General features: G+C 29.3%; 28 protein-coding genes. 2 read left to right on the top strand and 26 right to left on the bottom strand.

The features are described 5' to 3' along the window. Positions 1 to 6: 6 nt before the first annotated feature. The 8 genes from KGF39_RS03780 to KGF39_RS03745 form a co-directional block, all read right to left on the bottom strand. Entirely contained in the window at positions 7 to 1,215 is a 1,209-nt protein-coding gene (locus KGF39_RS03780) for a PLP-dependent aminotransferase family protein (RefSeq protein WP_227821245.1), read from the bottom strand. A gap of 29 nt (positions 1,216 to 1,244) precedes the next feature. Next, complete coding sequence (locus KGF39_RS03775) at positions 1,245 to 2,138, bottom strand: bifunctional enoyl-CoA hydratase/phosphate acetyltransferase (RefSeq protein ID WP_227821244.1); 894 nt, start codon at positions 2,136 to 2,138, stop codon at positions 1,245 to 1,247. 17 nt (positions 2,139 to 2,155) lie between these two features. After that, entirely contained in the window at positions 2,156 to 3,214 is a 1,059-nt protein-coding gene (buk, locus tag KGF39_RS03770; RefSeq protein ID WP_227821243.1) for a butyrate kinase, read from the bottom strand. A 143-nt stretch (positions 3,215 to 3,357) separates the two neighbouring features. Next, positions 3,358 to 3,897, bottom strand: a complete 540-nt coding sequence (locus tag KGF39_RS03765) for a 2-oxoacid:acceptor oxidoreductase family protein (RefSeq protein WP_227821242.1) — start codon at positions 3,895 to 3,897, stop codon at positions 3,358 to 3,360. Positions 3,898 to 3,909: 12 nt separating this feature from the next. Next, a complete protein-coding gene (locus KGF39_RS03760) occupies positions 3,910 to 4,629 on the bottom strand; it encodes a thiamine pyrophosphate-dependent enzyme (protein WP_003416668.1) in 720 nt (239 codons plus the stop codon). A 2-nt stretch (positions 4,630 to 4,631) separates the two neighbouring features. Then, on the bottom strand, positions 4,632 to 5,708 hold the full coding sequence (gene vorB, locus KGF39_RS03755) for a 3-methyl-2-oxobutanoate dehydrogenase subunit VorB (RefSeq protein WP_054274432.1): 1,077 nt from the start codon (positions 5,706 to 5,708) through the stop codon (positions 4,632 to 4,634). A 28-nt stretch (positions 5,709 to 5,736) separates the two neighbouring features. Beyond that, positions 5,737 to 5,934 (bottom strand): 4Fe-4S binding protein, encoded by a 198-nt coding sequence (locus tag KGF39_RS03750; RefSeq protein ID WP_003416663.1) that lies wholly within the window; start codon positions 5,932 to 5,934, stop codon positions 5,737 to 5,739. A 286-nt stretch (positions 5,935 to 6,220) separates the two neighbouring features. Then, a complete protein-coding gene (locus KGF39_RS03745; RefSeq protein WP_054274433.1) occupies positions 6,221 to 6,988 on the bottom strand; it encodes an IclR family transcriptional regulator in 768 nt (255 codons plus the stop codon). A 279-nt stretch (positions 6,989 to 7,267) separates the two neighbouring features. Here KGF39_RS03745 and KGF39_RS20165 point away from each other — a divergent pair, with 279 nt between their 5' ends. Both KGF39_RS20165 and KGF39_RS20160 read left to right on the top strand, forming a co-directional pair. Then, positions 7,268 to 8,155 (top strand): hypothetical protein, encoded by an 888-nt coding sequence (locus tag KGF39_RS20165; protein ID WP_413927064.1) that lies wholly within the window; start codon positions 7,268 to 7,270, stop codon positions 8,153 to 8,155. A gap of 72 nt (positions 8,156 to 8,227) precedes the next feature. Continuing rightward, positions 8,228 to 8,815, top strand: coding sequence for a hypothetical protein (locus KGF39_RS20160; protein WP_413927063.1), 588 nt, complete (start codon positions 8,228 to 8,230; stop codon positions 8,813 to 8,815). A gap of 165 nt (positions 8,816 to 8,980) precedes the next feature. On the opposite strand, the gene glyS is transcribed toward KGF39_RS20160, so the two are convergent. The 18 genes from glyS to KGF39_RS03650 all read right to left on the bottom strand — a co-directional run bounded on the left by glyS (position 8,981) and on the right by KGF39_RS03650 (position 23,140). Then, a complete protein-coding gene (gene glyS / locus KGF39_RS03735) occupies positions 8,981 to 11,047 on the bottom strand; it encodes a glycine--tRNA ligase subunit beta (protein ID WP_227821241.1) in 2,067 nt (688 codons plus the stop codon). Next, a complete protein-coding gene (glyQ, locus tag KGF39_RS03730) occupies positions 11,047 to 11,925 on the bottom strand; it encodes a glycine--tRNA ligase subunit alpha (protein WP_227821240.1) in 879 nt (292 codons plus the stop codon). Before glyQ ends, glyS begins: the two co-directional genes overlap by 1 nt. 159 nt (positions 11,926 to 12,084) lie before the next feature. After that, the gene (locus tag KGF39_RS03725; protein ID WP_199856142.1) at positions 12,085 to 12,684 is read right to left on the bottom strand and encodes a DUF4342 domain-containing protein; all 600 of its coding nucleotides are present in this window, start codon (positions 12,682 to 12,684) and stop codon (positions 12,085 to 12,087) included. Further along, positions 12,677 to 13,450: a DNA repair protein RecO gene (gene recO, locus KGF39_RS03720; RefSeq protein ID WP_054274438.1), complete on the bottom strand. Its 774-nt coding sequence runs from the start codon at positions 13,448 to 13,450 to the stop codon at positions 12,677 to 12,679. The genes KGF39_RS03725 and recO overlap by 8 nt, the downstream gene beginning before the upstream one ends. Beyond that, complete coding sequence (locus KGF39_RS03715; protein ID WP_003416649.1) at positions 13,416 to 13,571, bottom strand: YqzL family protein; 156 nt, start codon at positions 13,569 to 13,571, stop codon at positions 13,416 to 13,418. The genes recO and KGF39_RS03715 overlap by 35 nt, the downstream gene beginning before the upstream one ends. Before the next feature lie 72 nt (positions 13,572 to 13,643). Further along, positions 13,644 to 15,023, bottom strand: a complete 1,380-nt coding sequence (gene mgtE, locus KGF39_RS03710) for a magnesium transporter (RefSeq protein ID WP_227821239.1) — start codon at positions 15,021 to 15,023, stop codon at positions 13,644 to 13,646. Positions 15,024 to 15,034: 11 nt separating this feature from the next. Continuing rightward, a complete protein-coding gene (gene era, locus KGF39_RS03705) occupies positions 15,035 to 15,928 on the bottom strand; it encodes a GTPase Era (RefSeq protein ID WP_227821238.1) in 894 nt (297 codons plus the stop codon). A gap of 65 nt (positions 15,929 to 15,993) precedes the next feature. Further along, positions 15,994 to 16,395 (bottom strand): cytidine deaminase, encoded by a 402-nt coding sequence (locus KGF39_RS03700; protein WP_054274441.1) that lies wholly within the window; start codon positions 16,393 to 16,395, stop codon positions 15,994 to 15,996. A 118-nt stretch (positions 16,396 to 16,513) separates the two neighbouring features. Beyond that, positions 16,514 to 17,233 carry a diacylglycerol kinase gene (locus tag KGF39_RS03695; protein ID WP_054274442.1) on the bottom strand — a complete coding sequence of 240 codons (720 nt, stop codon included), beginning with the start codon at positions 17,231 to 17,233 and terminating at the stop codon, positions 16,514 to 16,516. 5 nt (positions 17,234 to 17,238) lie between these two features. Further along, complete coding sequence (gene ybeY / locus KGF39_RS03690) at positions 17,239 to 17,700, bottom strand: rRNA maturation RNase YbeY (RefSeq protein ID WP_227821237.1); 462 nt, start codon at positions 17,698 to 17,700, stop codon at positions 17,239 to 17,241. A gap of 56 nt (positions 17,701 to 17,756) precedes the next feature. Further along, positions 17,757 to 18,872: a PhoH family protein gene (locus KGF39_RS03685; RefSeq protein ID WP_227821263.1), complete on the bottom strand. Its 1,116-nt coding sequence runs from the start codon at positions 18,870 to 18,872 to the stop codon at positions 17,757 to 17,759. Then, positions 18,811 to 20,154: a sporulation protein YqfD gene (gene yqfD / locus KGF39_RS03680; protein ID WP_227821236.1), complete on the bottom strand. Its 1,344-nt coding sequence runs from the start codon at positions 20,152 to 20,154 to the stop codon at positions 18,811 to 18,813. The genes KGF39_RS03685 and yqfD overlap by 62 nt, the downstream gene beginning before the upstream one ends. Positions 20,155 to 20,166: 12 nt before the next feature. After that, positions 20,167 to 20,403, bottom strand: coding sequence for a YabP/YqfC family sporulation protein (locus tag KGF39_RS03675; RefSeq protein ID WP_054274445.1), 237 nt, complete (start codon positions 20,401 to 20,403; stop codon positions 20,167 to 20,169). Between the two features lie 210 nt (positions 20,404 to 20,613). Further along, positions 20,614 to 21,174, bottom strand: a complete 561-nt coding sequence (gene hpf / locus KGF39_RS03670; protein ID WP_227821235.1) for a ribosome hibernation-promoting factor, HPF/YfiA family — start codon at positions 21,172 to 21,174, stop codon at positions 20,614 to 20,616. Positions 21,175 to 21,366: 192 nt separating this feature from the next. After that, on the bottom strand, positions 21,367 to 21,864 hold the full coding sequence (locus KGF39_RS03665) for a TspO/MBR family protein (protein ID WP_227821234.1): 498 nt from the start codon (positions 21,862 to 21,864) through the stop codon (positions 21,367 to 21,369). Between the two features lie 110 nt (positions 21,865 to 21,974). Then, complete coding sequence (locus KGF39_RS03660; RefSeq protein WP_054274448.1) at positions 21,975 to 22,418, bottom strand: GatB/YqeY domain-containing protein; 444 nt, start codon at positions 22,416 to 22,418, stop codon at positions 21,975 to 21,977. A 29-nt stretch (positions 22,419 to 22,447) separates the two neighbouring features. Continuing rightward, complete coding sequence (rpsU, locus tag KGF39_RS03655; protein ID WP_003416618.1) at positions 22,448 to 22,627, bottom strand: 30S ribosomal protein S21; 180 nt, start codon at positions 22,625 to 22,627, stop codon at positions 22,448 to 22,450. 162 nt (positions 22,628 to 22,789) lie between these two features. Beyond that, complete coding sequence (locus KGF39_RS03650; RefSeq protein WP_054271054.1) at positions 22,790 to 23,140, bottom strand: histidine triad nucleotide-binding protein; 351 nt, start codon at positions 23,138 to 23,140, stop codon at positions 22,790 to 22,792. Positions 23,141 to 23,176: the final 36 nt, after the last annotated feature.

Below are 23,176 nucleotides of genomic sequence, written 5' to 3'. Positions count from 1 at the left end.
TTATATTTATTCACAAGCATAATTGAGTTCTTTTTTTATAACCTCTGCAAGTATTTGAACACCTTTAACAATTTGTTCTTCTGACATTGTTGTATAGTTAAGTCTCATAGTATTCTTTGGACCATTGTTTGCAAAGAAAGATTCTCCAGAAACATAAGCAACTCCAGCATCAATGGCTTTATCTAGTAAATCATCTACATTTATGCTTTCAGGAAGTTCAACCCATATAAACATTCCTCCATCTGGCTCTGTATATTTAGCTTCCTCTGGGAAATGTTTCTTCATAGCATCTAACATCAATAGACATCTTTTTTTATACTCTGCTCTTATTTTTTCTATATGCTCATTTAAGTTATATTTCTTTAAAAATTCTATTACTTGTACTTGAGAAAATTGGTTTGACTGTAAATCTATACCTTGTTTTAAAAGTTCTGCTTTATCTATAATGTCTACATTACCACACATCCAAGCAACTCTAAATCCTGGACATAATACCTTTGAAAATGACCCTAGATATAATACTTTGTCTTTAGTATCAAGTGATTTAAGTGTAGGTAGAGGCTCTGGTGTGAATCTTATTTCTCCATAAGGATTATCTTCTATTACTATGACATCATATTTATTTACAACTTCCATAAAATCTTTTCTTCTTTGTAGAGACCACGTTTTTCCTGTAGGATTTTGAAATGTTGGTATTACATAGATTACCTTTATATTAGAATTTTCAGATAATAATTTATCTAATTCATCTGTTACCATTCCTTCTTCGTCTGTATCTACTCCTAAAAAATCACATTCATAAGGTCTAAATGCATTTATTGCACCTAAGTAACTTGGATTTTCTGTAACTATTATATCTCCCTTTTCAAGTAAAATCATAGCACTAAGAGCGATACCTTGTTGTGACCCAGTAGTTATTATGATATTTTCTGTTTTTGTATCAATATTTTCTTCTTCTTTCATTCTTTTTACTAATAAATCTAATAACTCATCTTCACCTTTAGTAGGTCCATATGCTAAGGCAAATTTTCCTCTTTCATTAAGTACTTTTTGAGTTATTTCACTTATCTCTTCTATTGGAAATAAATTTGGGTCAGGAAGTCCTGCCGCAAAAGATATAACAGTACCACCACTTGCTACCTTCTGAGCTATTTTCTTTTGAGAATCTCTTATAGCTGAAGCTTTTACCATATCCATTCTTTTTGCATATTTCATAATACTTTATCCTCCTTAATAATAATTTCTTATTGTGATGCTAAGCACGCTAATGCTATTGAATTTATTTTAATTTCAGCTGTATCAGAACGTGAACCTAAAATTATTGGATTTGTTGCTCCTAAAACTATACCTGCCCACTTAGCTTTATTAAATCTAAGCCATGACTTTCCTAATATATTCCCTGCTTCTATATTTGGAAATACTAATAAGTCAACATCACCAGCGATATTGCTTTTAATACCTTTATGTTCTGCTGCATGTGCATCAAATGCTACATCAAATGCTATTGGACCTTCTACTATACAACTTGGTATTTCTCCTGATTTTTCCATCTCCACAAGTAAGTTGGCATCCACTGTAGATTGTATTTTAGGGTCTACCATTTCATTTGCAGTAAGTATCGCAGTTTTAGGATTTTCCATACCAATACTCTTCATAGTGAGAAGTGCATTTATCATTATATCTTTTTTTTGATTTAAATTTGGTGATACATTTATACCACTATCAGTGCAATAAAGAAGTTTGTGGTATTGAGGTAATTCATATACTGCAAGTAAACTTAATAATCTTCCTGTTCTAAGACCAGTTTCTTTGTTTAGTATAGCTCTCATATAGACACTTGTATTTACTAATCCTTTCATAAGAATTTTAGCATCCTTATTCTTAACTATTTCTACAGCCTTTTTAACTGATTCATCAGGATTTTGACATCCTATTATTTCATGACCTTTTAATCCAATTTCTCTCGATATATTTTCTATTTTATCCTTATCTCCTACAAGAATTGGCTTTATAATATTTAAATCTGTTGCTGATTTCACAGCCTTTAATACTTCTTTGTCTTCTGCAACAGCAACACTTACAATAACAGGTTCAAGCTTTTTAGCCTCTTCCAATAAATTATTAAAATCTTTTAACATACTCTTTCTCCTAAATATTAATAAGTTTTTGCTATTTCTTCTCCATTAAGTACTCTAAGTGCTCCAAGAGCAAGTGCTTCCATTTCCATCTCTCCTGGTACTATCTCTACTGGAGCTAGATATGACACTTTTTCTATGACTCCTTTAATTACCATTTCCGAATGAGATATACCTCCTGTTAAAATAATTCTATCTACATTTCCTGAAAGTGAAGCTCCATACATAGAGATTTCTTTTGCTACTTGATAAATAAATGCATCCATTATAAGTTTTGCCTTCTCATCACCTTCCTTGATTCTGTTTTCAATTTCTATCATGTCTTTTGTACCTAAATAGTCATACATTCCTCCAATAGAACTTACTTTTGAGACCATTTCATCATGAGTATATTTTCCTGAGTAACACAATTCTATAAGAGGATATGCAAGTAAGCCACCGCTTCTTTCTGGAGAAAATGGGCCATCAGATCTTCCACCACTTCCATCAATCATTTTGCCTTGTTTATGTGCTACAATTGATATTCCAGAACCTAAATGAGCTACAATAAAGTTATAATCCTCGTATTTTCCACCAAATTTTTGTGCAATTTTTCTTGAAACAGCTTTATGATTTAATGCATGTAACCAGCTAGCTTTTCCTATATCTGATATTCCTGTAATCCTTGATACATCATCAAACTCATCCACAGAAACTGGGTCTACTACAAATGATTGTACTCCTATTTCATCTGCTATGGTTTTGGCTAATAATGCACCTAAATTTGATGCATGCTCTCCGTTTATTTCATTTCTCATATCCTCAATCATTTCTTCACTCACAATATAAGTGCCACCTTTTATAGCTTTCATAAGTCCACCACGACCAACTACTGCATCAAAAGAATTTATATTATGATTCTCACTACTTAAAATATCTACTATTAATTGTTTTCTATAGTCATATTCGTCAAATACTTTAGAAAAGCTTTTTAAATCTTCTCTTGTATGAGTTATATTTTTTTTCAAAACTTCATTTTCATCTTGAAAAACAGAAATTTTTGTAGATGTACCACCAGGATTTATTACTAGAATTTTCAATTTAACACCCCCTAGTTCTATTATATAGAACATTGTTCTTATTTTTTAACCTAAAACCTTCGTCCTATTATTCAGAACGATGTCCTATATTTATCAATTAAATACTAACATATAAAAATAAGTATTTCAAATATTTAAAATATTCATTCATAGTCGTATCCAGCTTCAAATGCTTCTACATTTTTAGCATTAAATTTACCTTTACCTTGATTTTCAAAGTATTCACACATACCACTTTCAAATTCTTCTTTTGTAAATAAATCTAAATTCTTTACCATAGCACCTAACATACAAATATTAGCAGCTTTTTCATTACCTAAATTTTGTGCTATTTCAGTAACGGGTACTCTTATAACATTAATATCTTCTCTATATTTTCTATCCTTACTTACTAGTGATTCATTGACAAACATATAACCATTTGTTTTCATTAAACTTTCATACTTATCTACTGATACACTATTCATTCCTAATAATATATATGGATTTTTTACACAAGGATTTGCAATTTTTTCATCGCTTACGACAACATTACAATTTGCACTTCCTCCCCTCATCTCATTTCCATAAGATGGGAACCATGTAATTTTCTTTTCTGCCTTATATGCAACATACATTATAATTTTTCCTGCTGTAAGAACTCCCTGTCCTCCAAAACCAGCACATATAATTTCATTCAACATATTATTTCCTCCCTAATCAATAAATTCTCCAAGTGGATACTTTGGAACAAGTTCATTTTCGATTCTCTTCATAGCATCTACTGGTTTTAATCCCCAGTTTGTTGGACATGGTACAAGTACTTCTATTAAGCAAAAACCTTTCTTTTCTTTTTGTTTTTCTAGAGCTTTTTTGATGTATCTTTTTGTTGTATTTATTTCTTTAGGGTTAGTTATTGTTCCTCTTGCTAGATATGCTATATCTAAATTTCCCATAACTTTTACAACATCAAATGTTGAACCATGATCTGCGTAATTTCTACCCGCTGGAGTAGAAGCTGTATATTGACCTTCTACAGTAGTTGGAGCCATTTGACCTCCTGTCATTGCAAACATGTTATTGTTCATAACAAGAAATATTACATTATCATTTCTAGTAGCAGCTGACATAGTTTCTCCAAGCCCTATTGCATAAGCTCCACCATCTCCAGCTATTGTAAATATATATTTATCTGGTCTAACTCTTTTCATAGCTGCCATCGCTGCTCCCATTTTACCATGAGGTGGAACGACAACATCTACATTCATACTAAATTGAAACATATGATTACAACCTATATCTGAACATATAATTGTATCTTGACATATATCCATTTCTGTTAGTACTTCTCCAATAATTCTATCGACTATAGAGTGTCCACAGCCTCCACAGAACATATTTTCACACATCATTATTGCTGGTGCTTTTTTAGCCATAATTAAAATACCTCCTCTTGCTTAGCTTTTCCATCTATAATCTGTTGAGCAAAATCTATTAATTGATTTACTTCTGCCATATATTGAGCTGTTGCTACTGAATACACTGGAAATCTATTATCACATGCTATAATTACATCTTCCTTCATCTGTGCCATCATGTTCATTTCAACTGTTACAAGCCCTTTCAATGAATCACTTAATTTTTTAAATGCTTTTCTTGGGTAAGGCCACAATGTTTTTGGTCTTATTAGTCCTAATTTTATTCCTTTTGCTCTAGCATCTCTAACTGCACCTTCTGCTATCCTTGAGGAAATTCCATACGCTACAAATACTACTTCTGCATCTTCTATTTCTATTTCTTCCCATCTTTGTTCATTTTCTTGAACTTTTCTCATTTTTTCTATATAACCTTTTTGCCATGTATCTTGGTCCTCAAAATATGTTATATCAGTTATAACTTTATTTTTTTCTCCTACAGGTGTTCCTTTAGCAGCCCATGGAGCTTTATCCATATCGTATTCTTTCATTGGTGGTGCTATACAAGGTTCTACCATTTGACCTATTGTAGCATCAGAAAGTATAAGTACTGGATGCATATATTTTTCAGCTAATTCAAAAGACTCATATGCCATATCCATATTTTCTTGAACACTATTAGGTGCCAATACGATTAGATGATAATCTCCATTTCCTCCACCTTTTACTGCTTGCCAATAGTTATCTTGACCAGCTCCTATAAATCCATCACCTATACCATACCTTTGTACACATGCTACAACTGCTGGCAAACCAGCTGATACCCAATATGCAATACCTTCTTGTTTTAATGAAAATCCTGGACCAGATGAAGAAGTCATGGCTCTTGCTCCAAGTGCACTTGCTCCCATAACCATATTTACACTGGCTATTTCTGATTCACCTTGGATAAATACTCCTCCAACTTCTTTTTGTCTCCATGCCATCATTTCTAATATTTCTGATTGTGGTGTTATCGGATAACCTGCATAAAATCTACAGCCACCACGTATAGCACCTTCTGCTAAAGCTTCATTTCCTTTAATTAATAAACTTTGCATACTTTTTCTCCCCCCCAATAAAAATAATTTATAATATTTCAAATACTAAATCAGGACACATTGTATAACAAGCGCCACATTGAATACATTTTTCTTCATCGACTTTGATAGTTACAAAGCCTTTTTTATTTGTGTAATCAGAAAGACTTATTGCATCTTTTTTACAAGCTTCAATACAAAGATAACACCCCTTACATCTTTCAACACTCAATTTGACTTTTTCCATTTCTCAAATCTCCCCTTTATGTAATATTTTTTACTTAATTTTAAATATATAATATTTATATTTTGTATAAACACTATATATGCATTAATTTTGTTCTGTAGTATAGAACATCGTTCTGTTTTTATATTGCTTAATTAAAAGATAACACATTTGCTTATATATTTCAACAATATTTTAAATTTTAAGAATATTTAAATTTAGATTAAATAAAAAGAGGCTATATTTAAACTGATATTCACAAATAACAATTTAAATATAGCCTCTTTTTATTATCCAGATTAAAAAATCATCTAAAAAGTTCAGATATACTTTTTGCAGTTTCTATAACTCTTTTAATTTTATACTCAAAGTCCCCTTCTCTCATTCTTATAGTTGGACCTGATAAACTTATTGCTGCAATAGCTTTATTGTCTTTATCTAAAATAGGTGCTCCAATACAAGTTAACCCGTGTTCTAGTTCTTCATCATCTATGGCATATCCCTGTTCTTTTATTTTTGCTAAAAAAAGCATCATATCATCCCAATTATCAATTGTGTGTTCTGTATACTTGTGTATTGGTGTTTTTCTATATTTTTCAAAATCTATAGAATCATTAAATGCCATAAGACATTTTCCAACTGCTGAACAATAACATTCACTACTTGAGCCAACTGATGGATTTACCGAGAGTAGTTGATTTGAACCATATTCTTTATGTATTATGATACTCCTTGGAGAATCTTGAGCTCTTTCTTCCAATATAGATACATTAACTACTTCGTTAAATTCTTGATTTAATTTTTTCGTATATGGTTTTACTATTTCAGTCAATGACATTTTTTCTCCCACAACCATACCTATTGCATATAAATTTATTCCTAGCCAATACTTACCATTCTCTGTGTTTTGTATAACAAAACCTTTGTTTTCAAGAGTGACCAAAGTTCTATGTATAGTACTTTTATATACTCCCATAACCTTACTTATTTCAGTTATTCCCATTTCTCTCTTTTCATGATATAACAGCAAAATTATGTCTAGGGCTCTATCTAATGCATTTATTATTTCTCCCATATACAAAAACTCCTCCTGCAAATATTAAGTGCTACTTCAACACTCTATTAAATATTATATATTAAAATTACAAAATTATCTATTTATCTTAATTATATTTTACAAAACAAAAATATTATACTTATTTTATAAAATAAAAACAAAATACTCACTACATCTTTCTTATTCTTGCTTATAGTAAGATTATTCTGTTATATTTTTATCCTATATAGATAATAATATATATATCTATTATACAATAGATATATTTTTACACAAGACTAATAATGAGGTGAGATAATGGACAATTTTAAGAAAATATTGTTAAATGAACTACCTAATTTTAAAGAATATTCCTTAAAGTTTTTAAATGGAGAAATAAATAAAATGCAGTACAAAGGATTTTCAGGTGGATATGGTGTCTATGCTCAAAGAGATAAAAAATCCTTTATGATAAGACTTAGAGTATCTGCTGGAGTTTTATGTAAATATCAACTTAATAAAATTTATGAAATGGCTATTAAACATAACTTAGATAAAATACATTTAACAACTAGACAGGCTATACAACTACACGATTTATCTATAGACTCTATTGTTGATGTTATGGAAGAAGGAATAAAAAACGATATATTTACTAGAGGTGGTGGTGGTAATTATCCTAGAAATGTCGGATTATCTCCATTATCTGGAGTTGACCTTAGCGAAGCCTTTGATGTTACTCCATATGCAGTTGCTACTGATAAATATTTTATCAAAAATGCCACTACATATCATTTACCTAGAAAATTAAAAGTTTCTTATTCTAATTGTTACACAGATACTGCTCATTGTAGTATACAAGACTTAGGATTTGTAGCTACTTTGAAAAATGGCGAACAATATTTCAGAGTCTTCTTAGGTGGAGGTTTAGGTAAACATCCTAAAGTTGCTTTAGAACTTGATGAACTTATAAAACCAAAAGATGCACTATATTGTGTTGAAGGTATGATTAAATTCTTTATGGCTTATGGTAACTATGAAAATAAAAATAAAGCTAGGGTTAGATATATGGTGGAAACACTTGGTGAAAAATTATTCTTAGAAAAGTTTAAAGAATACTATAAATCAGAAAAAGAAAAAGGTGGTCTTAAACTCAATGTTGAAGAAATAGACTACTCTAAATCTGGAGTTAAAATAGATGTATAAGATTCTAGATTGATACCTCAAAAACAGGATGGTCTATACACTGTATATATACATCCAGTTGGAGGTATATTGTTGACAAAGGATTTAGATACTTTACTTAAAGAATTAGATAATATTGAAAATCCTATGATTAGACTAGGAATGACAGAAGGATTATACATTTTAAATTTAAATGGAAATGAAGCAAAAAGGATATTAGAAATAAGTAAAACTATTAGTTGTAATTCTCAGCTAGAACAGAGTATATCTTGTATAGGTGTTCCAATTTGTCAAATGGGTATACAAAATAGTCAGAAAATGTTACATGAAATCATAGATTATTTTAGATTACAAAATAGTGAAGAAGTTTTAAATAAAGCACCTAAATTATATATATCAGGATGTTTAAATTCGTGTGGTGTTCACCAAGTTGGTAGTATAGGTTTATGTGGTAAAAAGAAGAATGTTGATGGTGTATCTACAGATGCATTTGAATTGTTTGTTGGAGGTAGTTTTGAAATAGGCAAGACTAGATTAGGAAAGTCACTTGGAGATTTTAAAGCTAGTGATATTCCTGAAATGCTTTATAAAATATCTGACGCATCATCAGGCAATTTTTATGAATGGGTAAATTCAAATGATGATATTTTAAACAAAATAACTGATAAGTATAAAATATAATTTATTATATTTACTTACAAAAAGTGTGGGTGTCTCAAAATGAACTTTTTAGTTTATGAGACACTCTTTTTCTATGAAATCAAATATATTTTCATCATCTCAACAATGAAAAATAAGACTATCTCTATTTTGAGACAGCCTTATTTCTTATAAATAGTTTAAATTTTATTTATAAACAATTTTAGATAAATCACAAATTTCTAGCATAGTATCATATACTTGTTTAAGTAAAGCAAGTCTATTGTTCTTGATAGCTTCATCATTATCCATGACCATAACTGTATCAAATAAATTATCAACTACTGGTCTTAAAGATGCAAATTCATCTAAAGCAATACCATATTTCTTATCTTTTAATAATTCCTTAACTTTTATCTTTACTTGTTTAAATTCATTGTAAAGTTTAATTTCAGCATCCTCTTTTAATAAAGTTTCGTTAACTTTATCACTTTCTGCTTTTTGAGCTAAAGTAGAAACTCTATTAAATGCAGTAAGCATCTCAACTAATTCATCTTTTTCCAACCAATTATTAAGCTCTAAAGCTCTCATGTGCATATCAGAAACATCATTTATATCAGAACTTAAAACAGCATCAACAACATCATATCTTATTCCTAAATCTTTAAATAGATTTTTTACTCTCTCATTGAAGAAATTCATTATTTGTTCAACAACTTCTTCTTTATTAAAATCTAATTCAGAGTAATTATCTAAAGCATGTTCAATAAGTACTTTTATATCTACAGCAACTTTTCTATCCATAAGTATACTTAATATACCTAAGGCTTGTCTTCTTAAAGCATATGGGTCTTGAGAACCTGTTGGTTGTATACCTATAGCGAAGAAACCTGCTATTGAATCCAACTTATCAGCTATTGATAAGGCAACCCCTGCATTAGTCTTAGGAAGTATATCTCCTGCAAATCTTGGAAGATAATGTTCAAAAATAGCTTCACTTACAACCTCATTTTCTCCTCCAACTTTTGCATATTCTTTTCCCATAAAACCTTGTAATTCGTCAAATTCTCCTACCATTCCAGTAACTAAATCTGCCTTAGATAATTTAGCAGCCCTTATAGTATCTTCCTTTTCATCTACTAAACCTAAGCTATCAAGTATATCAGCACTTAATTTTTCAAGTCTTAAGGTTTTATCATAAATAGTTCCTAGTTTTACTTGGAATACAACAGTTTTTAATTTTTCTATGTAGCTTTCTAAGTTTCTCTTAGTATCTTCTCTATAGAAAAATAAAGCATCTGCAAGTCTTGCTTCTAAAACCTTTTCGTTTCCAGCTTTAACATTGTCTATTCTGTAAGAATCACCATTTCTAACAGCTATAAAGTTAGGTAACAGTTTTCCATCTTTAAGTACTGGGAAATATCTTTGATGTTGTTTCATAGGAGTTATAACAACTTCTTTTGGTAGTTTTATATAATCTACATTAAATTCTCCATAAAAAGCAGTTGGATATTCAACTAAGTAAGTTACCTCTTCAAGTAAATCTTCATCAAATTCAACTTCTCCACCCAAAGAATTTGCAACTTCTATACATTGTTTTCTTATAATTTCTTTTCTCTTATTTTGGTCTAAAACTATATAATTTTTTTCTAATTTTTCAAAATAATCTTCTATAGAATTGACTTCTATTGTACTTTCTCCTAAAAATCTATGACCTTTTGTTATATTAGAAGATATTATTCCTTCTAAATCAAACTCTAATACTTTATCATTTAATAATGTGACTATCCATCTTATAGGTCTTGCAAATTTAAGATTTTTTCCTCCCCAACGCATAGCTTTTGGGAATACTACAGATTTTATAGTTTCTGGTAATATATCTTTTAATACTTCTGAAGTTTCTTTTCCATCTTGCTTTATAGTAGCAAAGATGTATTCGTCTTTTCCAACTTGTTTAAAGTATATATCAGATTCACTTAACCCTTTGCTTTTTATAAATCCTAAAGCTGGTTTTGTTAAATTATTTTCTGCATCAACAGCAATTTTCTTAGCAGGACCTTTTATTTCTTCTTCTAAATCATTTTGTTTATCACTTAATCCTTCAACTACTAAAGTCAATCTTCTTGGTGTCCCATATGCATTTACTTTATCAAAAGATATTCTATTTTCATCAAGTAATTTATTAAGATTGTTTTTTAATTGTTCTAGTGTGCTGCCTACAAATCTTGATGGCATTTCTTCAACACCGATTTCAAATAAAAGATAATTTTTCATTATTTGTCACCGTCCTTTAAAAGAGGGAATCCCATTTCTTCTCTTTGTTTTACAAAAGTTTCTGCAACAGTCTTTGCCATATTTCTAACTCTACCTATAAATGAAGCTCTTTGACTAACTCCTATTGCACCTCTTGCATCCAATGTATTAAATGCATGAGAGCATTTTAACACATAATCATATGAAGGTATTACAAGTCCATTTTCCATAAGTCTTAATGCTTCTTTTTCATATATATCAAATAGATTAAACAACATATCTGCGTCACATAATTCAAACGCATACATTGAATTTTCATACTCAGCTTTATTAAATACTTCACCATAAGTTATTTTATCATTCCATTTTAAATCATAAACACTATCAACTTCTTGAATATACATAGCTAATCTTTCTAATCCATATGTAATTTCTCCTGTTTCAAGCTCACATTCAATGTTGCCTACTTGTTGAAAATACGTAAATTGAGTTATTTCCATACCATCTAGCCAAACTTCCCATCCAAGTCCCCAAGCACCAACTGTAGCAGCTTCCCAGTTATCTTCAACAAATCTTATATCATGCTCACTTGGGTCAATTCCAATTTCTTTTAAACTTTCCAAATATAACTCTTGTATATTATCTGGAGATGGTTTTAGTATAACTTGGAACTGATGATGTTGATATAGCCTGTTTGGGTTTTCACCATATCTTCCATCTGCTGGTCTTCTTGAAGGCTCTACATAACATACTTGCCAAGGTTCAGGTCCTAATGATCTTAAAAAAGTATTAGGGTTCATAGTTCCCGCACCTTTTTCAATATCATAAGGTTGCATCACGATACAACCTTGCTTTGACCAGTATTTTTGCAACGCCAGTATCATCTCTTGAAAATTCATAAAAATCCCTCCTATAACAATAAAGCCTCTCGTCTACACGAAAGGCTATTTTAATAGTTCTTTTACAACTTTTAGAATATCAAATTCTATAAAATTTGTCAATGTTAGCGATAATTCTCACAATTATCTTCTCTTCATTTTTTAAAAGTCACTTTATATCTATTTATTTTCGTCTTCGTCTTCTTTATTCTTTTCAAATTCTTCTTTCATAAGGTCATCAGTTACATCTTTGTCATCTTCTTTTTTATCAACTACTACATCCTTCACATCTTTAGCTGCATTAGTTATCATATTCTTCAAAACATGAAGTTTTTCTTCATTCAATTCACCTAAATCTACAATTTCTCCATCTTCTTCATTTTGAACTTTTATACGATATTTACTTATAACGGCAGCTGATAGACCAACTAAAGTAGCTAATGGTACAAAAGCTAATCCAACAACTCCAACTGTTAAAGGAATGTTCATCATAGTTTTTCCATCTTTTTCAATTATTACTCTTACTACACTACTTTTTCTAAGAAGCTCTTTTAGTTGAAATTTTATATTTTCTCCATCTTTACCAAATACTTCTTCCATAGTTTCTTTAGCAGATTTTGCTTTACAATTACAAGTATTTTTTTTATTTTCTAAATATATTACTGCTTCAATTACATCTCCATCGCATATTACTAATGCCTCTTTTGCTTCTGCATAAGTTGCTCCTGGAACTCTTTCAAAGACTGAATCAACCATTTCAATAGTTATATTACTACTCATCATTATCCACTCCCTTATTATTTTTTACACTTTGTAATACGTGTAATGATTTAAAATTAATATTATCAACATAAACTTTCAAATACTTGTCTAGAATATTCTCAAGCTCATGTGTTATATATTTTGATACTTTAGCTTTACTACATGTTAAAATATCATTCCTTAATACATATTCCATAAGACTTATAGTTGTTAAGTCTAATTTTATATTATTATCAAAAAGTTTGCTACACTTACTACATAGTATACCACCTTCGTAGATATTAAACACAGAATTTTGCAAAATTTTACATTTACAATTAATGCATTTATTCACTATAGGTTTAAATCCTATATAGTCTAAAAATTTTAACTCGAATGCTACTGTTATAAACCTATTATCTGTATTCTCTTGTGTATACAAATACAGCGTCTGCGCAAGTAATATAAATAACCTATTATTAGTCTGATTTTCAAGTATAGAATTCTCAACTAATTTTGTAATATATGTAGCATAAGAAAATGCCTCTATATCGTAGGATATATTATAAAAACTTTTTATTATTTCGCTTTGAGTAACCTTGTACATATTACCTTGTTTTTTTAAGGTAAAATTGCTATAAGAAAATAACTGTGATGATGAAAGTAAAGAGCTCTTATTTTTTTTGGCTCCTTTTGCTATTGCAGATATCTTTCCAAGCTTCCTTGTAAATAGTGTAAGTATTATATCACTTTCCTTATACCTTATAGCTTTAAGTACTATCCCCTGGGTGTTCAGGATTATCATCGTCTTCTTTTTTCTCCCTTACTTCTTCAATTTCTTCATGTATGTTTTTGCAATCACAGAAATATAAATATGCATCTATACTACCTGTTTTTTTAAAAACTTCCCAACTGATATTGTTCATTTTTAAAAAACCCCCTTCTTACATTTATACTTATATTTTTAGTAAGAAGAGGATAAATCATACATAAAGTTATTAAACAATTTTTGACAATAATGCTGTTGTTATTATAATGTAAACTGCTATGCCAGTTATATCAAGAGCTGTAGATATAATTGGTGATGAAACTGTAGATGGGTCTGCATCCATTTTTTTTAATAAAACAGGCATAAACGCACCTATTGTTGCACCCAAAACCATATTTATAAATAATGATATTGAAACAATTAATACAATGTCTAACTTTCTCATAACAAAGTAAATTATAATACCTGTTATTATACTACACAAAAGACCTGTAATAATTCCTACAATAGCTTCTCTAACCACATTACTAAAATTCAAATCTTTATTAGACAATGTTATTACTGTAACAGATGATGATTGAGTTCCAATATTTCCACCCATACCAATTACTACTGGTATAAAAAATACTAATGGAGCATATACAGGGTTCATTATATAGTCTAAGTTAGAAAGTATTAACGAAGCCAACAATCCTCCTATTAATGTAATAATTAACCAAGGTAATCTTCCTCTAAGTGCTGATATTGTCTGCTCTTTCAATGTAGGGTTTTCTTTTTCAGCAACTTCTCTTTCATGTTCTGAACTTCCTGCAAACTTATACATATCTTCAGTTGCTTCTTCTTCCATTACATCGATTATATCATCTACTGTTATTATTCCTTTTAATTTTTCTTGTCTATCCACTACTGGAATTGCTATTAAATTGTATTTAGATACTAATCTTACTGCTTCTTCTCTATCTTCATCTACATAAACAGAGATTATATTTTCACTCATCAAATCTTCTACTATATTTGCATCTCTAGCTATTATTAATTCTCTTAATGACAATACTCCAACTAGTTTTTCTTCATCATCAACTACATATATATAATAAATAGTTTCGGCTTCTTCAGCTTCTTCTCTCATATGGTCTATCGCCTCAAGAGCTGTCATATCTTTATTTATAGAAATATATCCAGTAGTCATTGTTCCACCAGCAGAATCTTCATCATAGAATAATAGCTCTTTTACATAATCAGCATTCTCTTGATTTAAAAGATTTATTATGTGTTCTCTTTCTTCTTCTTCAAGCTCACTTAACTTGTCTGCCATGTCCCCAAGAGACATAAGTTCAAGTGTATTTTTTGAGTGTTCTACATCCAACTTAGATAAAATACTAATAAAAAACTCTACACTACCTTCTTCTAATATAGAAGATGCCATATCTAAAGGAAGTACTTCAAACAATTGAATTTTCATGTCTTCCTCTAAATTTTCCATTATATCGAATATATCAATTATATGATATTCCTCTATTAATTCTCTTAACTCCAATACTTTATTATTATCAATTAATGATTTTACTTCATATAATAAATCTTGGGAAGCATCCAGTTTCCTATCCATATAACCCACCTTTATTTATCATTATATCCAAAATTATTTATATAATTTTGTAAATTTCTCCAATTTTCTTTGACTTTAACCCATAATTGAAGATTTATTTGTGAACCTAAAAGTAATTCTATATCTTGTCTTGCTGATTTACCTATTCCTTTTAGTTTCCTACCATTTTTTCCTATTATTATTCCCTTATGTGAATCTCTTTCACAATATATTACAGCAGATACATCTACTATTTCTTTATCATTTCTTGCTTTCATTTTTTCAATTTCAACAGCTACACCATGAGGTATTTCATCATTAAGATAGTGAAGAACTTTTTCTCTTATAAGTTCTGCTATTAATACCCTCTCTGGCTGGTCTGTAATCATATAATCTGGAAAATACTTTGGTCCTTCTTCTAAATAGTTTTGTATAACTTTTATTAGGGTATCCGTATTCTTTCCTTTTAATGCTGATATTGGTACTATTTCTTTAAAAAGCCCCTCATTATCATACATTTTGATTATATCAAATAATTCATCTTTTTGGTCTAGTTGGTCTATTTTGTTTACAACTATAATTATTGGTGTTTTGACACCTCTTAAGTCCTCTATTATCTTTCTATCTCCAGGACCTATTTTTTTAGAATCATCAACCACAAATAATATTAAATCTACATTTTTAAAGGCTTCTGTTGCTGCCTTTACCATAAATTCACCTAATTTATTTTTTGGTTTGTGAATACCTGGTGTATCTAAAAATACTATCTGAGATTCTTCATCTGTATATACTGCTTGTATTGTATTTCTTGTAGTTTGAGGCTTATCACTCATTATAGCTATTTTTTCTCCAACTACATTATTCATTAAAGTAGATTTTCCTACATTTGGTCTACCAACTATACTGACAAAACCTGATTTGAACATTAACTGTCTCCTAACTTTTTTATCTTCTTGTTTTAATCACATTAAATTTATTTAGATTTTTAAATTTATTTTAAATCATTTCCAGAGAAATAGTTTGGCAACAAATCCTTTATATCATGCTCAAACACCTCTCCTTTAGTATATCCTGTTATTATTTTTATATCAGAGCCAAACTCTATAATTACCTGCCTGCATATTCCACATGGATATGTTTGCTCATTATTTTCTGAGTTATCACTTGCTATAGCTATTTTATAGATATCTTTATCACCTTCTGATATTGCTTTAAAAATGGCTGTTCTTTCTGCACAATTTGTTCCACCTAATGATGCACATTCTATATTACATCCAGTATAAACTTTACCACTCTTAGTTAAAAGAGCTGCACCCACTCTAAAACCTGAGTAAGGAGCATAAGAATGTTGTCTGGCATCTTCTGCCAACTTTAACAATTCTATGTTATCCACAACATCTCCTCCTGTATACAATAATTAAAAGTTATTTTTATTTAATACTCTACATTATATCATAAAATTTTAATTAGCACAGATTTGTTTTATTTTAAATATTTTATGTACATTTATTTTAATTATAGAACATTCCAAGCTGAAATACTAATATAGCTATCAGCACACCTAATAAAGCTCCAGCTATAGTCTCCCAAAATGTATGTATTTTTCCTTCAATCCTACTTTGGGCAACTAATACAGCCATTATATATGCAAGAGTAGATGCAACAACTCTTTCAGTCATAAGTGTAATTGCAGTTGCTATAGCAAATGCTAAAGCAGCATGACCACTTGGCATTCCTCCTTTTAAAGGAGTACCTGTAGAAGTCAATGCTTTTACAACTACAACAGCTATAAGAACCAATAATATACATATCAAGGTTATATGTAATTCTGATTCTCTTATTTTATAAATTAATATCCCAGATATATCCGTCAATTTATCATAAAACAAAATATATCCAACTACTACTGAGTTTAGTGCTGCTACTAGAACACCACCAGCCGCAACATCTTTTGCTATCTTAGCAAGCACATGATATTCATCAGTTACTAAATCAACAGCTTTTTCTATAGCTGTATTAAACATCTCCGCAACTACAACTAAACATATGGACATAAGCAACATTATCATTTCTAATTTTGAAAAGTTAAAAAACAAACTTATTATAAGAACAGCAACTGAACCTAAATAATGTATTTTCATGTTTCTTTCAAATTTAAATGTATACAATATCCCTTCTATAGCTGCATTAAATGCTTTAATTATACCTTGACGAGCTTTTCCTGGTTTCATAAAAACTACTCCCTTGTTATGTTTAACTTATTCAATATGTGTTCTTCTTTTTCTCTCATTTCTTTTGTATTTTCATCTGTATCGTGGTCATAACCTAAAAGATGAAACATACTATGACATATTAAAAAACATACTTCTCTTTCAAAACTATGATTGTACTCTATACTCTGTTCTAAGGCTCTTTCAAGAGATATTACTATATCACCTAGAGATTCTTCTTCTAACTCAACATCATCAAAATCATCACTTAAAAGAGGAAATGATAAAACATCAGTCACTCTATCAACTCCTCTATATTCTCTATTTAATTCATGAATCTCTTTATTATCTACAAAAGAAAGACTCACTTCATAATTATCATCATATCCTTCATAATCTAAACATTCTAAGATTATATCCTTTATCTTTTCAATTAACTCCTCGTTTACTTCTAATTTATCTTGTCTATCATCTAATATCAAATCCATTAACTACACCTACTTTTTATTCATTAATAATGCTATATATCTATATTACTACACTTTTACTTTCTTTTGAAAGTCTTTTCCTGTATTTTCGCTTTTTTACGTTCTTCTTTTTTAAATTCTTCTCTTTTATCATGCTTCTCATAAGCTCTTATTATTCTCTGTACTAACTCATGTCTTACAACATCTCTATCAGTTAACATTATAGACCCAATTCCTGGAACTCCTTTAAGAATCTCTGTAGCCTGTATTAGACCACTCTTCTTATTTTGTGGTAAGTCTGTTTGTGTTACATCACCTGTAACTACAGCTTTAGAACCAAATCCTAGTCTAGTTAAAAACATTTTCATTTGTTCAGAAGTAGTATTTTGAGCTTCATCTAATATTATAAATGAATTGTCAAGGGTTCTACCTCTCATAAATGCAAGTGGAGCAACCTCAATAGTACCTCTTTCTAAATATTTATTAAATTTATCAGCACCTAACATTTCAAATAGTGCATCGTATAATGGTCTTAAGTATGGGTCAACTTTGTCCTTTAAATCTCCTGGCAAAAAACCTAAACTCTCTCCAGCTTCCACAGCTGGTCTTGTAAGTATAATTCTACTAACTTCATCTCTTTTAAAAGCTTTTACTGCCATAGCAACGGCAAGATAAGTCTTTCCTGTTCCAGCAGGTCCAACACCAAAAGTTATATCATTATTTTCTATAAGTTTTATATATTCTTTTTGACCTAAAGTTTTAGGTTGAACAGCTTTACCTCTTTGAGTTATGACAATTGTTCCCTCAAGTTCTTTTATTTTTTGTTCACTACCTTCAAGTAAAAGAGACAATGAATAAGAAATACTCTGTTTATCTAAATGTTTACCATTTGATACAGTCTGATGTAATTCATTCATAAGTTTTAATGCAGAATCTACATTCTTTTCTTCTCCAATTAAAATTATATTACCTTCTCTAAGTATCACATCTATATTTAAAGTTTTTTCTATTAATTTTACATTTTCATCAAAGTTACCAAATAACTCTCTTTCAAAATTACCATCTGCTATTGTAAATTTCTTTTGTATTATCAATTGAATTAGTCCTCCTAAGATTTTAAGTTTAATTTTATTAGTTATTATTGCTATTATTATTTTGACTATTATTACTATTTTGATTACTATTATTTTCATCATAACTGTTTTGGTCTTTATTATCCTTATTATCCTCATCAAATTCATTTCTTATATCATTCAATGGCCTTTTTTCTGGATTAGAAGGAACTTCCTCTTCGCCTTCTTTTGGTTTACTTTCTTCCTTTATAAACCTTTCTGCTTCTGATTTACTAAGAGGATAAATTTTAGCAATATTTTCACTAGTTTGAACTGTTATTAAATATTCTAACATATTTTTATTAACCTTAAAGTTATGTTTTACATCTATTATTCTAGCCGAAGCTGGGATTATGTATTCTAACTCTTTTAAAGCTTTTTCAGATAATTCTTTTTTTAACTCTTCTTTATTCCTTTTCACTTCTACTTTTTTTGTTTCATAAAAAGTACTCGTCTTTATCTTTATCGGAAAAGTATAGTCTCCTATTGATAGTTTTTTTTCTTTATTTTCAACAATATAATCTTTATATTTTATATTTTTTCTCATTGTGAACTCTTTATCATAAAAACTTAACGTATATATATTTTTCTTTTCTCCAGTCTTTTTGTTTACAATATCTACATAACTTGCCTTTTTTGTAGATTCATAAAAAGTACTTGCCCATACTTCTGGTATTGATTTTGTATTAGCTCCATTTAACAAGACATCTCCCTTTTGAACTATATCTCCAGATTTAATGACAGATTTACCACTTCTAGGGATTACCTTTTCTATTATACCATTTTTTAAAGCAATTACATTACAATAATTTGATTGGTCTGTAGATTTTAGGGATTCCGCCTTTTTTGTAACAGTAACAAATATATTTGTTCCTTTTACATTAATGGATAAATATGCTACATCATTAAATTTTGACATCATATGGTCTCTAACTTCTTTTCTATCAATACTCTTCTTATATACTCCTGGTCTTACTCCAACCTTGTAAAGCTCACTTCTAAGAGCTTCTTTTTTTATCCCTTCAGGAGATTGTATATATACATCTGTCACGAACTGTGATGTTGACATCAATAAAAATAAAGATACAACAGCACAAATCCACATACCTTTGTGCTTATAAATTCTTTTGATAATAAAAGGAACCCCTGTTTTTTGCTTTACCTTTATATCAAACTTACTTCCTCTATAAATATTCTTAAACTCTTTTATATCTTGTCTATCTATATGAAACTCCATTTTAGTATTTTTTATTCTAGTTACATTGTAAACACTTATCCCATTTCTTATAAGATGATTTAAAAATTGTTCGAGTCCTACTCCTTCCACAACTATAACATAGTATCCCCTTATAAAACTTATCAAGTGTATCTCCTCCTAATCAACATACTCAACATTGTAAATAATTCCTTTTATACCTATCTCACTATCAGTAATATACTTAAGTGATAGTTTATCCCCAGATATTTTAATTGTTTTAACTTTAGTCTTTATTCTTATTAAATCAACTTCATATTCTAATATTGATAGATAATTTTCTATACTCATAAACGTATTACTTGTAACAGTAATAACTGGTTGATTTACTTGTAAATCAGTGGATATTTCTAACATAAGCATTACCCCCTTAATTAATTTTATGCTTGAAATAGGTATTTATGCACTTTATTGATGTTGCAATAGATTAGTTTTAAAATTTTTATACAATAATACCTAATATTTAATATATTATTTAAACAATAAAAAGGTAATCATATTGATAAAAAATCAATATAATTACCTTTTTATTTTTCTTATATAAAATCTAAACGTATACAATTTTTATTAGTCTTGTTCTATTAAACCATATCCACCAGCTTTACGCTTATACACTATGTTTATTTCAAAATTATCTTGATTTCTAAACATATAGAAATTGTGTCCTACCAATTCCATTTGAAGTATTGCTTCTTCTGAGCTCATAGGTTTTACATTAAATTTCTTTCTTCTTTCTATAACTATATTTTTATCTTCTTCATCATAATCATAATCATCAAATTCATTGCTATTATCTATAAAGTCAACATTTTCAAATCTTATGCTCTTATTATTTTGATTTTTGTCTTTAACTTTAGTTTTATACTTGACAACTTGTCTACTTAATTTGTCACAAACAATATCAATCGCTGCATATAAATCATCTTCCACATCTTCTGCTCTTATTATTTGCCCACTAACAGGAATTATTGTAACCTCCACTTTTTGTCTATCCTTTTTCGCACTTACTGTTACTTTCACTTCTGATTCAGGATCAAGGTATTTTTCTAACCTACTTAATTTTCCATCTACGTATCCTTTTATTCCGTCAGTTAATTTCATTTGTCTCCCAGATACTATTATTTGCATAAAAACCTCTCCCTTCAAGCCTTTCCAATTCTAATACTTTAATATGTTAATCTTTAAATACAACTTTTATAAATTTATTATATTTAAATTAATATTATTGTATATGAAAATGATTATTTTTAATAGTCTATTTATTTTTTATTTGGTGTGATATTATTAAAAGTACAGGGTAATTTACAAAACCTTTACATTCTATTTATTAATAAACCATATAAAATAATTCAAAAATCCTGCATAAACAAGCCACATCAAATATACCAAATTTATGTATCCAGCTCTCTTATCTATTTTAGAAAACTTAGAAATGGTTATTATAGAAACCAAAATCATTATTATTATATCTATTAAAGCTGTAAATCTAAGTCCAAACCCAAAAAATAGTATACTCCAAACAAAGTTTAGCACAAGTTGTAACCCATAATAAAAAATTGCATCTCTTACTTTAGGTAAGTTATAACCCTTTCTTAATATTATGTATGAAGATATACCCATCAGTATGTACAATATAGTCCAAACTATTGGAAATATAAAAGCTGGTGGTGCAAAGCTTGGCTTTGTGAGTTGTAAATAATAGGTTGAAATATCTGTTCCACTAATAATCATTGTTAAAATACTACTTAAGTAACCTATTATTAATGGTATCAATATGTTTATCAAAAAATTCCTAATCTCTTTTACTGATATAATCAAATTTTTCCCCTTCTTTCAAAATTTTCTTTGATTATAGATATGCTCAAATATGACTTGTTATTCCCAAAAACTATAAAAAGCCTAGAGATTTCTCTCTAGGCTATATCAATCTATTGTAAGTTTTGTTTTACCAACTTATTTATAAGTTTTCCGTCAGCTCTTCCTTTAACTTTTGGTTGGATAACTGACATTATTTTTCCCATATCCTTCATAGAAGTTGCTCCTACTTCAGATATAGTAGATTTTACAATTTCTTCTAACTCTTCTTCGCTTAATTGTTGAGGTAGGTACTCTTTTAAAACTTCAATTTCAACTTCTGTTTCTTTTATTAAGTCTTCTCTTCCAGCTTTTTCAAATTCAACTAATGCATCTCTACGTTGCTTTAATTGCTTTGCTATTACATCGATAATTCCATCTTCATCAAGCTCGACCCTATTATCAACCTCATACTGCTTTATAGAAGCTCTTATTAAAGTTACTACAGATTTTCTCACTGTATCTTTGTTTTTCATCGAAGATTTCAAATCCTCTTGTAACTTCTGCTTAAGGGACATCCCCTTCACCTCTTTATTCTTATTTACTACTATTTCTTAGCGTTTTTTCTTCTTGCTGCTTCAGCTTTTTTCTTACGCTTAACGCTTGGCTTATCATAGTGCTCTCTTTTTCTCACTTCTGACATGATGCCAGACATTGCACATTGACGCTTGAATCTTCTTAAAGCGCTGTCTAATGTTTCATTTTCTCTAACTCTTACTTCTGACATTTCTTTTTCCCTCCCTCCAATAGCGCAATTATGCTGGGACTGTAACTATGTTCTTTTTGCATAATATGCATTACAACCTAACACTTTGTTTATTATAAACTAAATTTTTACTTTTATCAAGTATTTTTATCAAGAAGAAACTCAATTTTTCAATAATTTAGTTTAGTTTTGTCCCGCTTCGTAATTAGGAAGCTTTTTACCAGCTAAAATATGATAGTGCAAATGCTTAACTTCTTGCCCTCCATCACTTCCACAATTATTTATGATTCTGAATCCAGTTTGGTCAAAACCTTTCTCTTTAGCTATTTTATTAATAACAACATGAATATGTGACACAATGTCCATCTCTTTATCAGGAATATCAATTACACTATCATAATGTTTTTTAGGTACAACTAATATATGATATGGAGCAACTGGGTTCAAGTCGTTAAATGCTAAGACTCTATCATCTTCATAAACTTTAGTTGAAGGTATTTCTCCGTTCGCTATTTTACAAAAAATACAATCCATTTTTTTCCACCTCCTATCTTACTAAATATTATAATT

It is taken from the genome of Clostridioides sp. ZZV14-6345, from assembly GCF_020657775.1.
GTDB classification, from domain to species: Bacteria; Bacillota; Clostridia; order Peptostreptococcales; family Peptostreptococcaceae; genus Clostridioides; species Clostridioides difficile_D.
Note: the sequence above shows the minus strand (reverse complement) of the source record. Positions and strands in the feature narration are given on the sequence as shown.

Coding starts and splice junctions, on each gene's coding strand:
- KGF39_RS03780 (WP_227821245.1), bottom strand. CDS start 1,215: ATGAAATATGCAAAAAGAATGGATATGGTAAAAGCTTCAGCTATAAGA.
- KGF39_RS03775 (WP_227821244.1), bottom strand. CDS start 2,138: ATGTTAAAAGATTTTAATAATTTATTGGAAGAGGCTAAAAAGCTTGAA.
- KGF39_RS03765 (WP_227821242.1), bottom strand. CDS start 3,897: ATGTTGAATGAAATTATATGTGCTGGTTTTGGAGGACAGGGAGTTCTT.
- KGF39_RS03760 (WP_003416668.1), bottom strand. CDS start 4,629: ATGGCTAAAAAAGCACCAGCAATAATGATGTGTGAAAATATGTTCTGT.
- vorB (WP_054274432.1), bottom strand. CDS start 5,708: ATGCAAAGTTTATTAATTAAAGGAAATGAAGCTTTAGCAGAAGGTGCT.
- KGF39_RS03750 (WP_003416663.1), bottom strand. CDS start 5,934: ATGGAAAAAGTCAAATTGAGTGTTGAAAGATGTAAGGGGTGTTATCTT.
- KGF39_RS03745 (WP_054274433.1), bottom strand. CDS start 6,988: ATGGGAGAAATAATAAATGCATTAGATAGAGCCCTAGACATAATTTTG.
- KGF39_RS20165 (WP_413927064.1), top strand. CDS start 7,268: ATGGACAATTTTAAGAAAATATTGTTAAATGAACTACCTAATTTTAAA.
- glyS (WP_227821241.1), bottom strand. CDS start 11,047: ATGAAAAATTATCTTTTATTTGAAATCGGTGTTGAAGAAATGCCATCA.
- glyQ (WP_227821240.1), bottom strand. CDS start 11,925: ATGAATTTTCAAGAGATGATACTGGCGTTGCAAAAATACTGGTCAAAG.
- KGF39_RS03725 (WP_199856142.1), bottom strand. CDS start 12,684: ATGAGTAGTAATATAACTATTGAAATGGTTGATTCAGTCTTTGAAAGA.
- recO (WP_054274438.1), bottom strand. CDS start 13,450: ATGATAATCCTGAACACCCAGGGGATAGTACTTAAAGCTATAAGGTAT.
- KGF39_RS03715 (WP_003416649.1), bottom strand. CDS start 13,571: ATGAACAATATCAGTTGGGAAGTTTTTAAAAAAACAGGTAGTATAGAT.
- mgtE (WP_227821239.1), bottom strand. CDS start 15,023: ATGGATAGGAAACTGGATGCTTCCCAAGATTTATTATATGAAGTAAAA.
- era (WP_227821238.1), bottom strand. CDS start 15,928: ATGTTCAAATCAGGTTTTGTCAGTATAGTTGGTAGACCAAATGTAGGA.
- KGF39_RS03695 (WP_054274442.1), bottom strand. CDS start 17,233: ATGAAACCAGGAAAAGCTCGTCAAGGTATAATTAAAGCATTTAATGCA.
- ybeY (WP_227821237.1), bottom strand. CDS start 17,700: ATGGATTTGATATTAGATGATAGACAAGATAAATTAGAAGTAAACGAG.
- KGF39_RS03685 (WP_227821263.1), bottom strand. CDS start 18,872: ATGAAAATAATAGTAATCAAAATAGTAATAATAGTCAAAATAATAATA.
- KGF39_RS03675 (WP_054274445.1), bottom strand. CDS start 20,403: ATGTTAGAAATATCCACTGATTTACAAGTAAATCAACCAGTTATTACT.
- hpf (WP_227821235.1), bottom strand. CDS start 21,174: ATGCAAATAATAGTATCTGGGAGACAAATGAAATTAACTGACGGAATA.
- KGF39_RS03660 (WP_054274448.1), bottom strand. CDS start 22,418: ATGTCCCTTAAGCAGAAGTTACAAGAGGATTTGAAATCTTCGATGAAA.
- rpsU (WP_003416618.1), bottom strand. CDS start 22,627: ATGTCAGAAGTAAGAGTTAGAGAAAATGAAACATTAGACAGCGCTTTA.
- KGF39_RS03650 (WP_054271054.1), bottom strand. CDS start 23,140: ATGGATTGTATTTTTTGTAAAATAGCGAACGGAGAAATACCTTCAACT.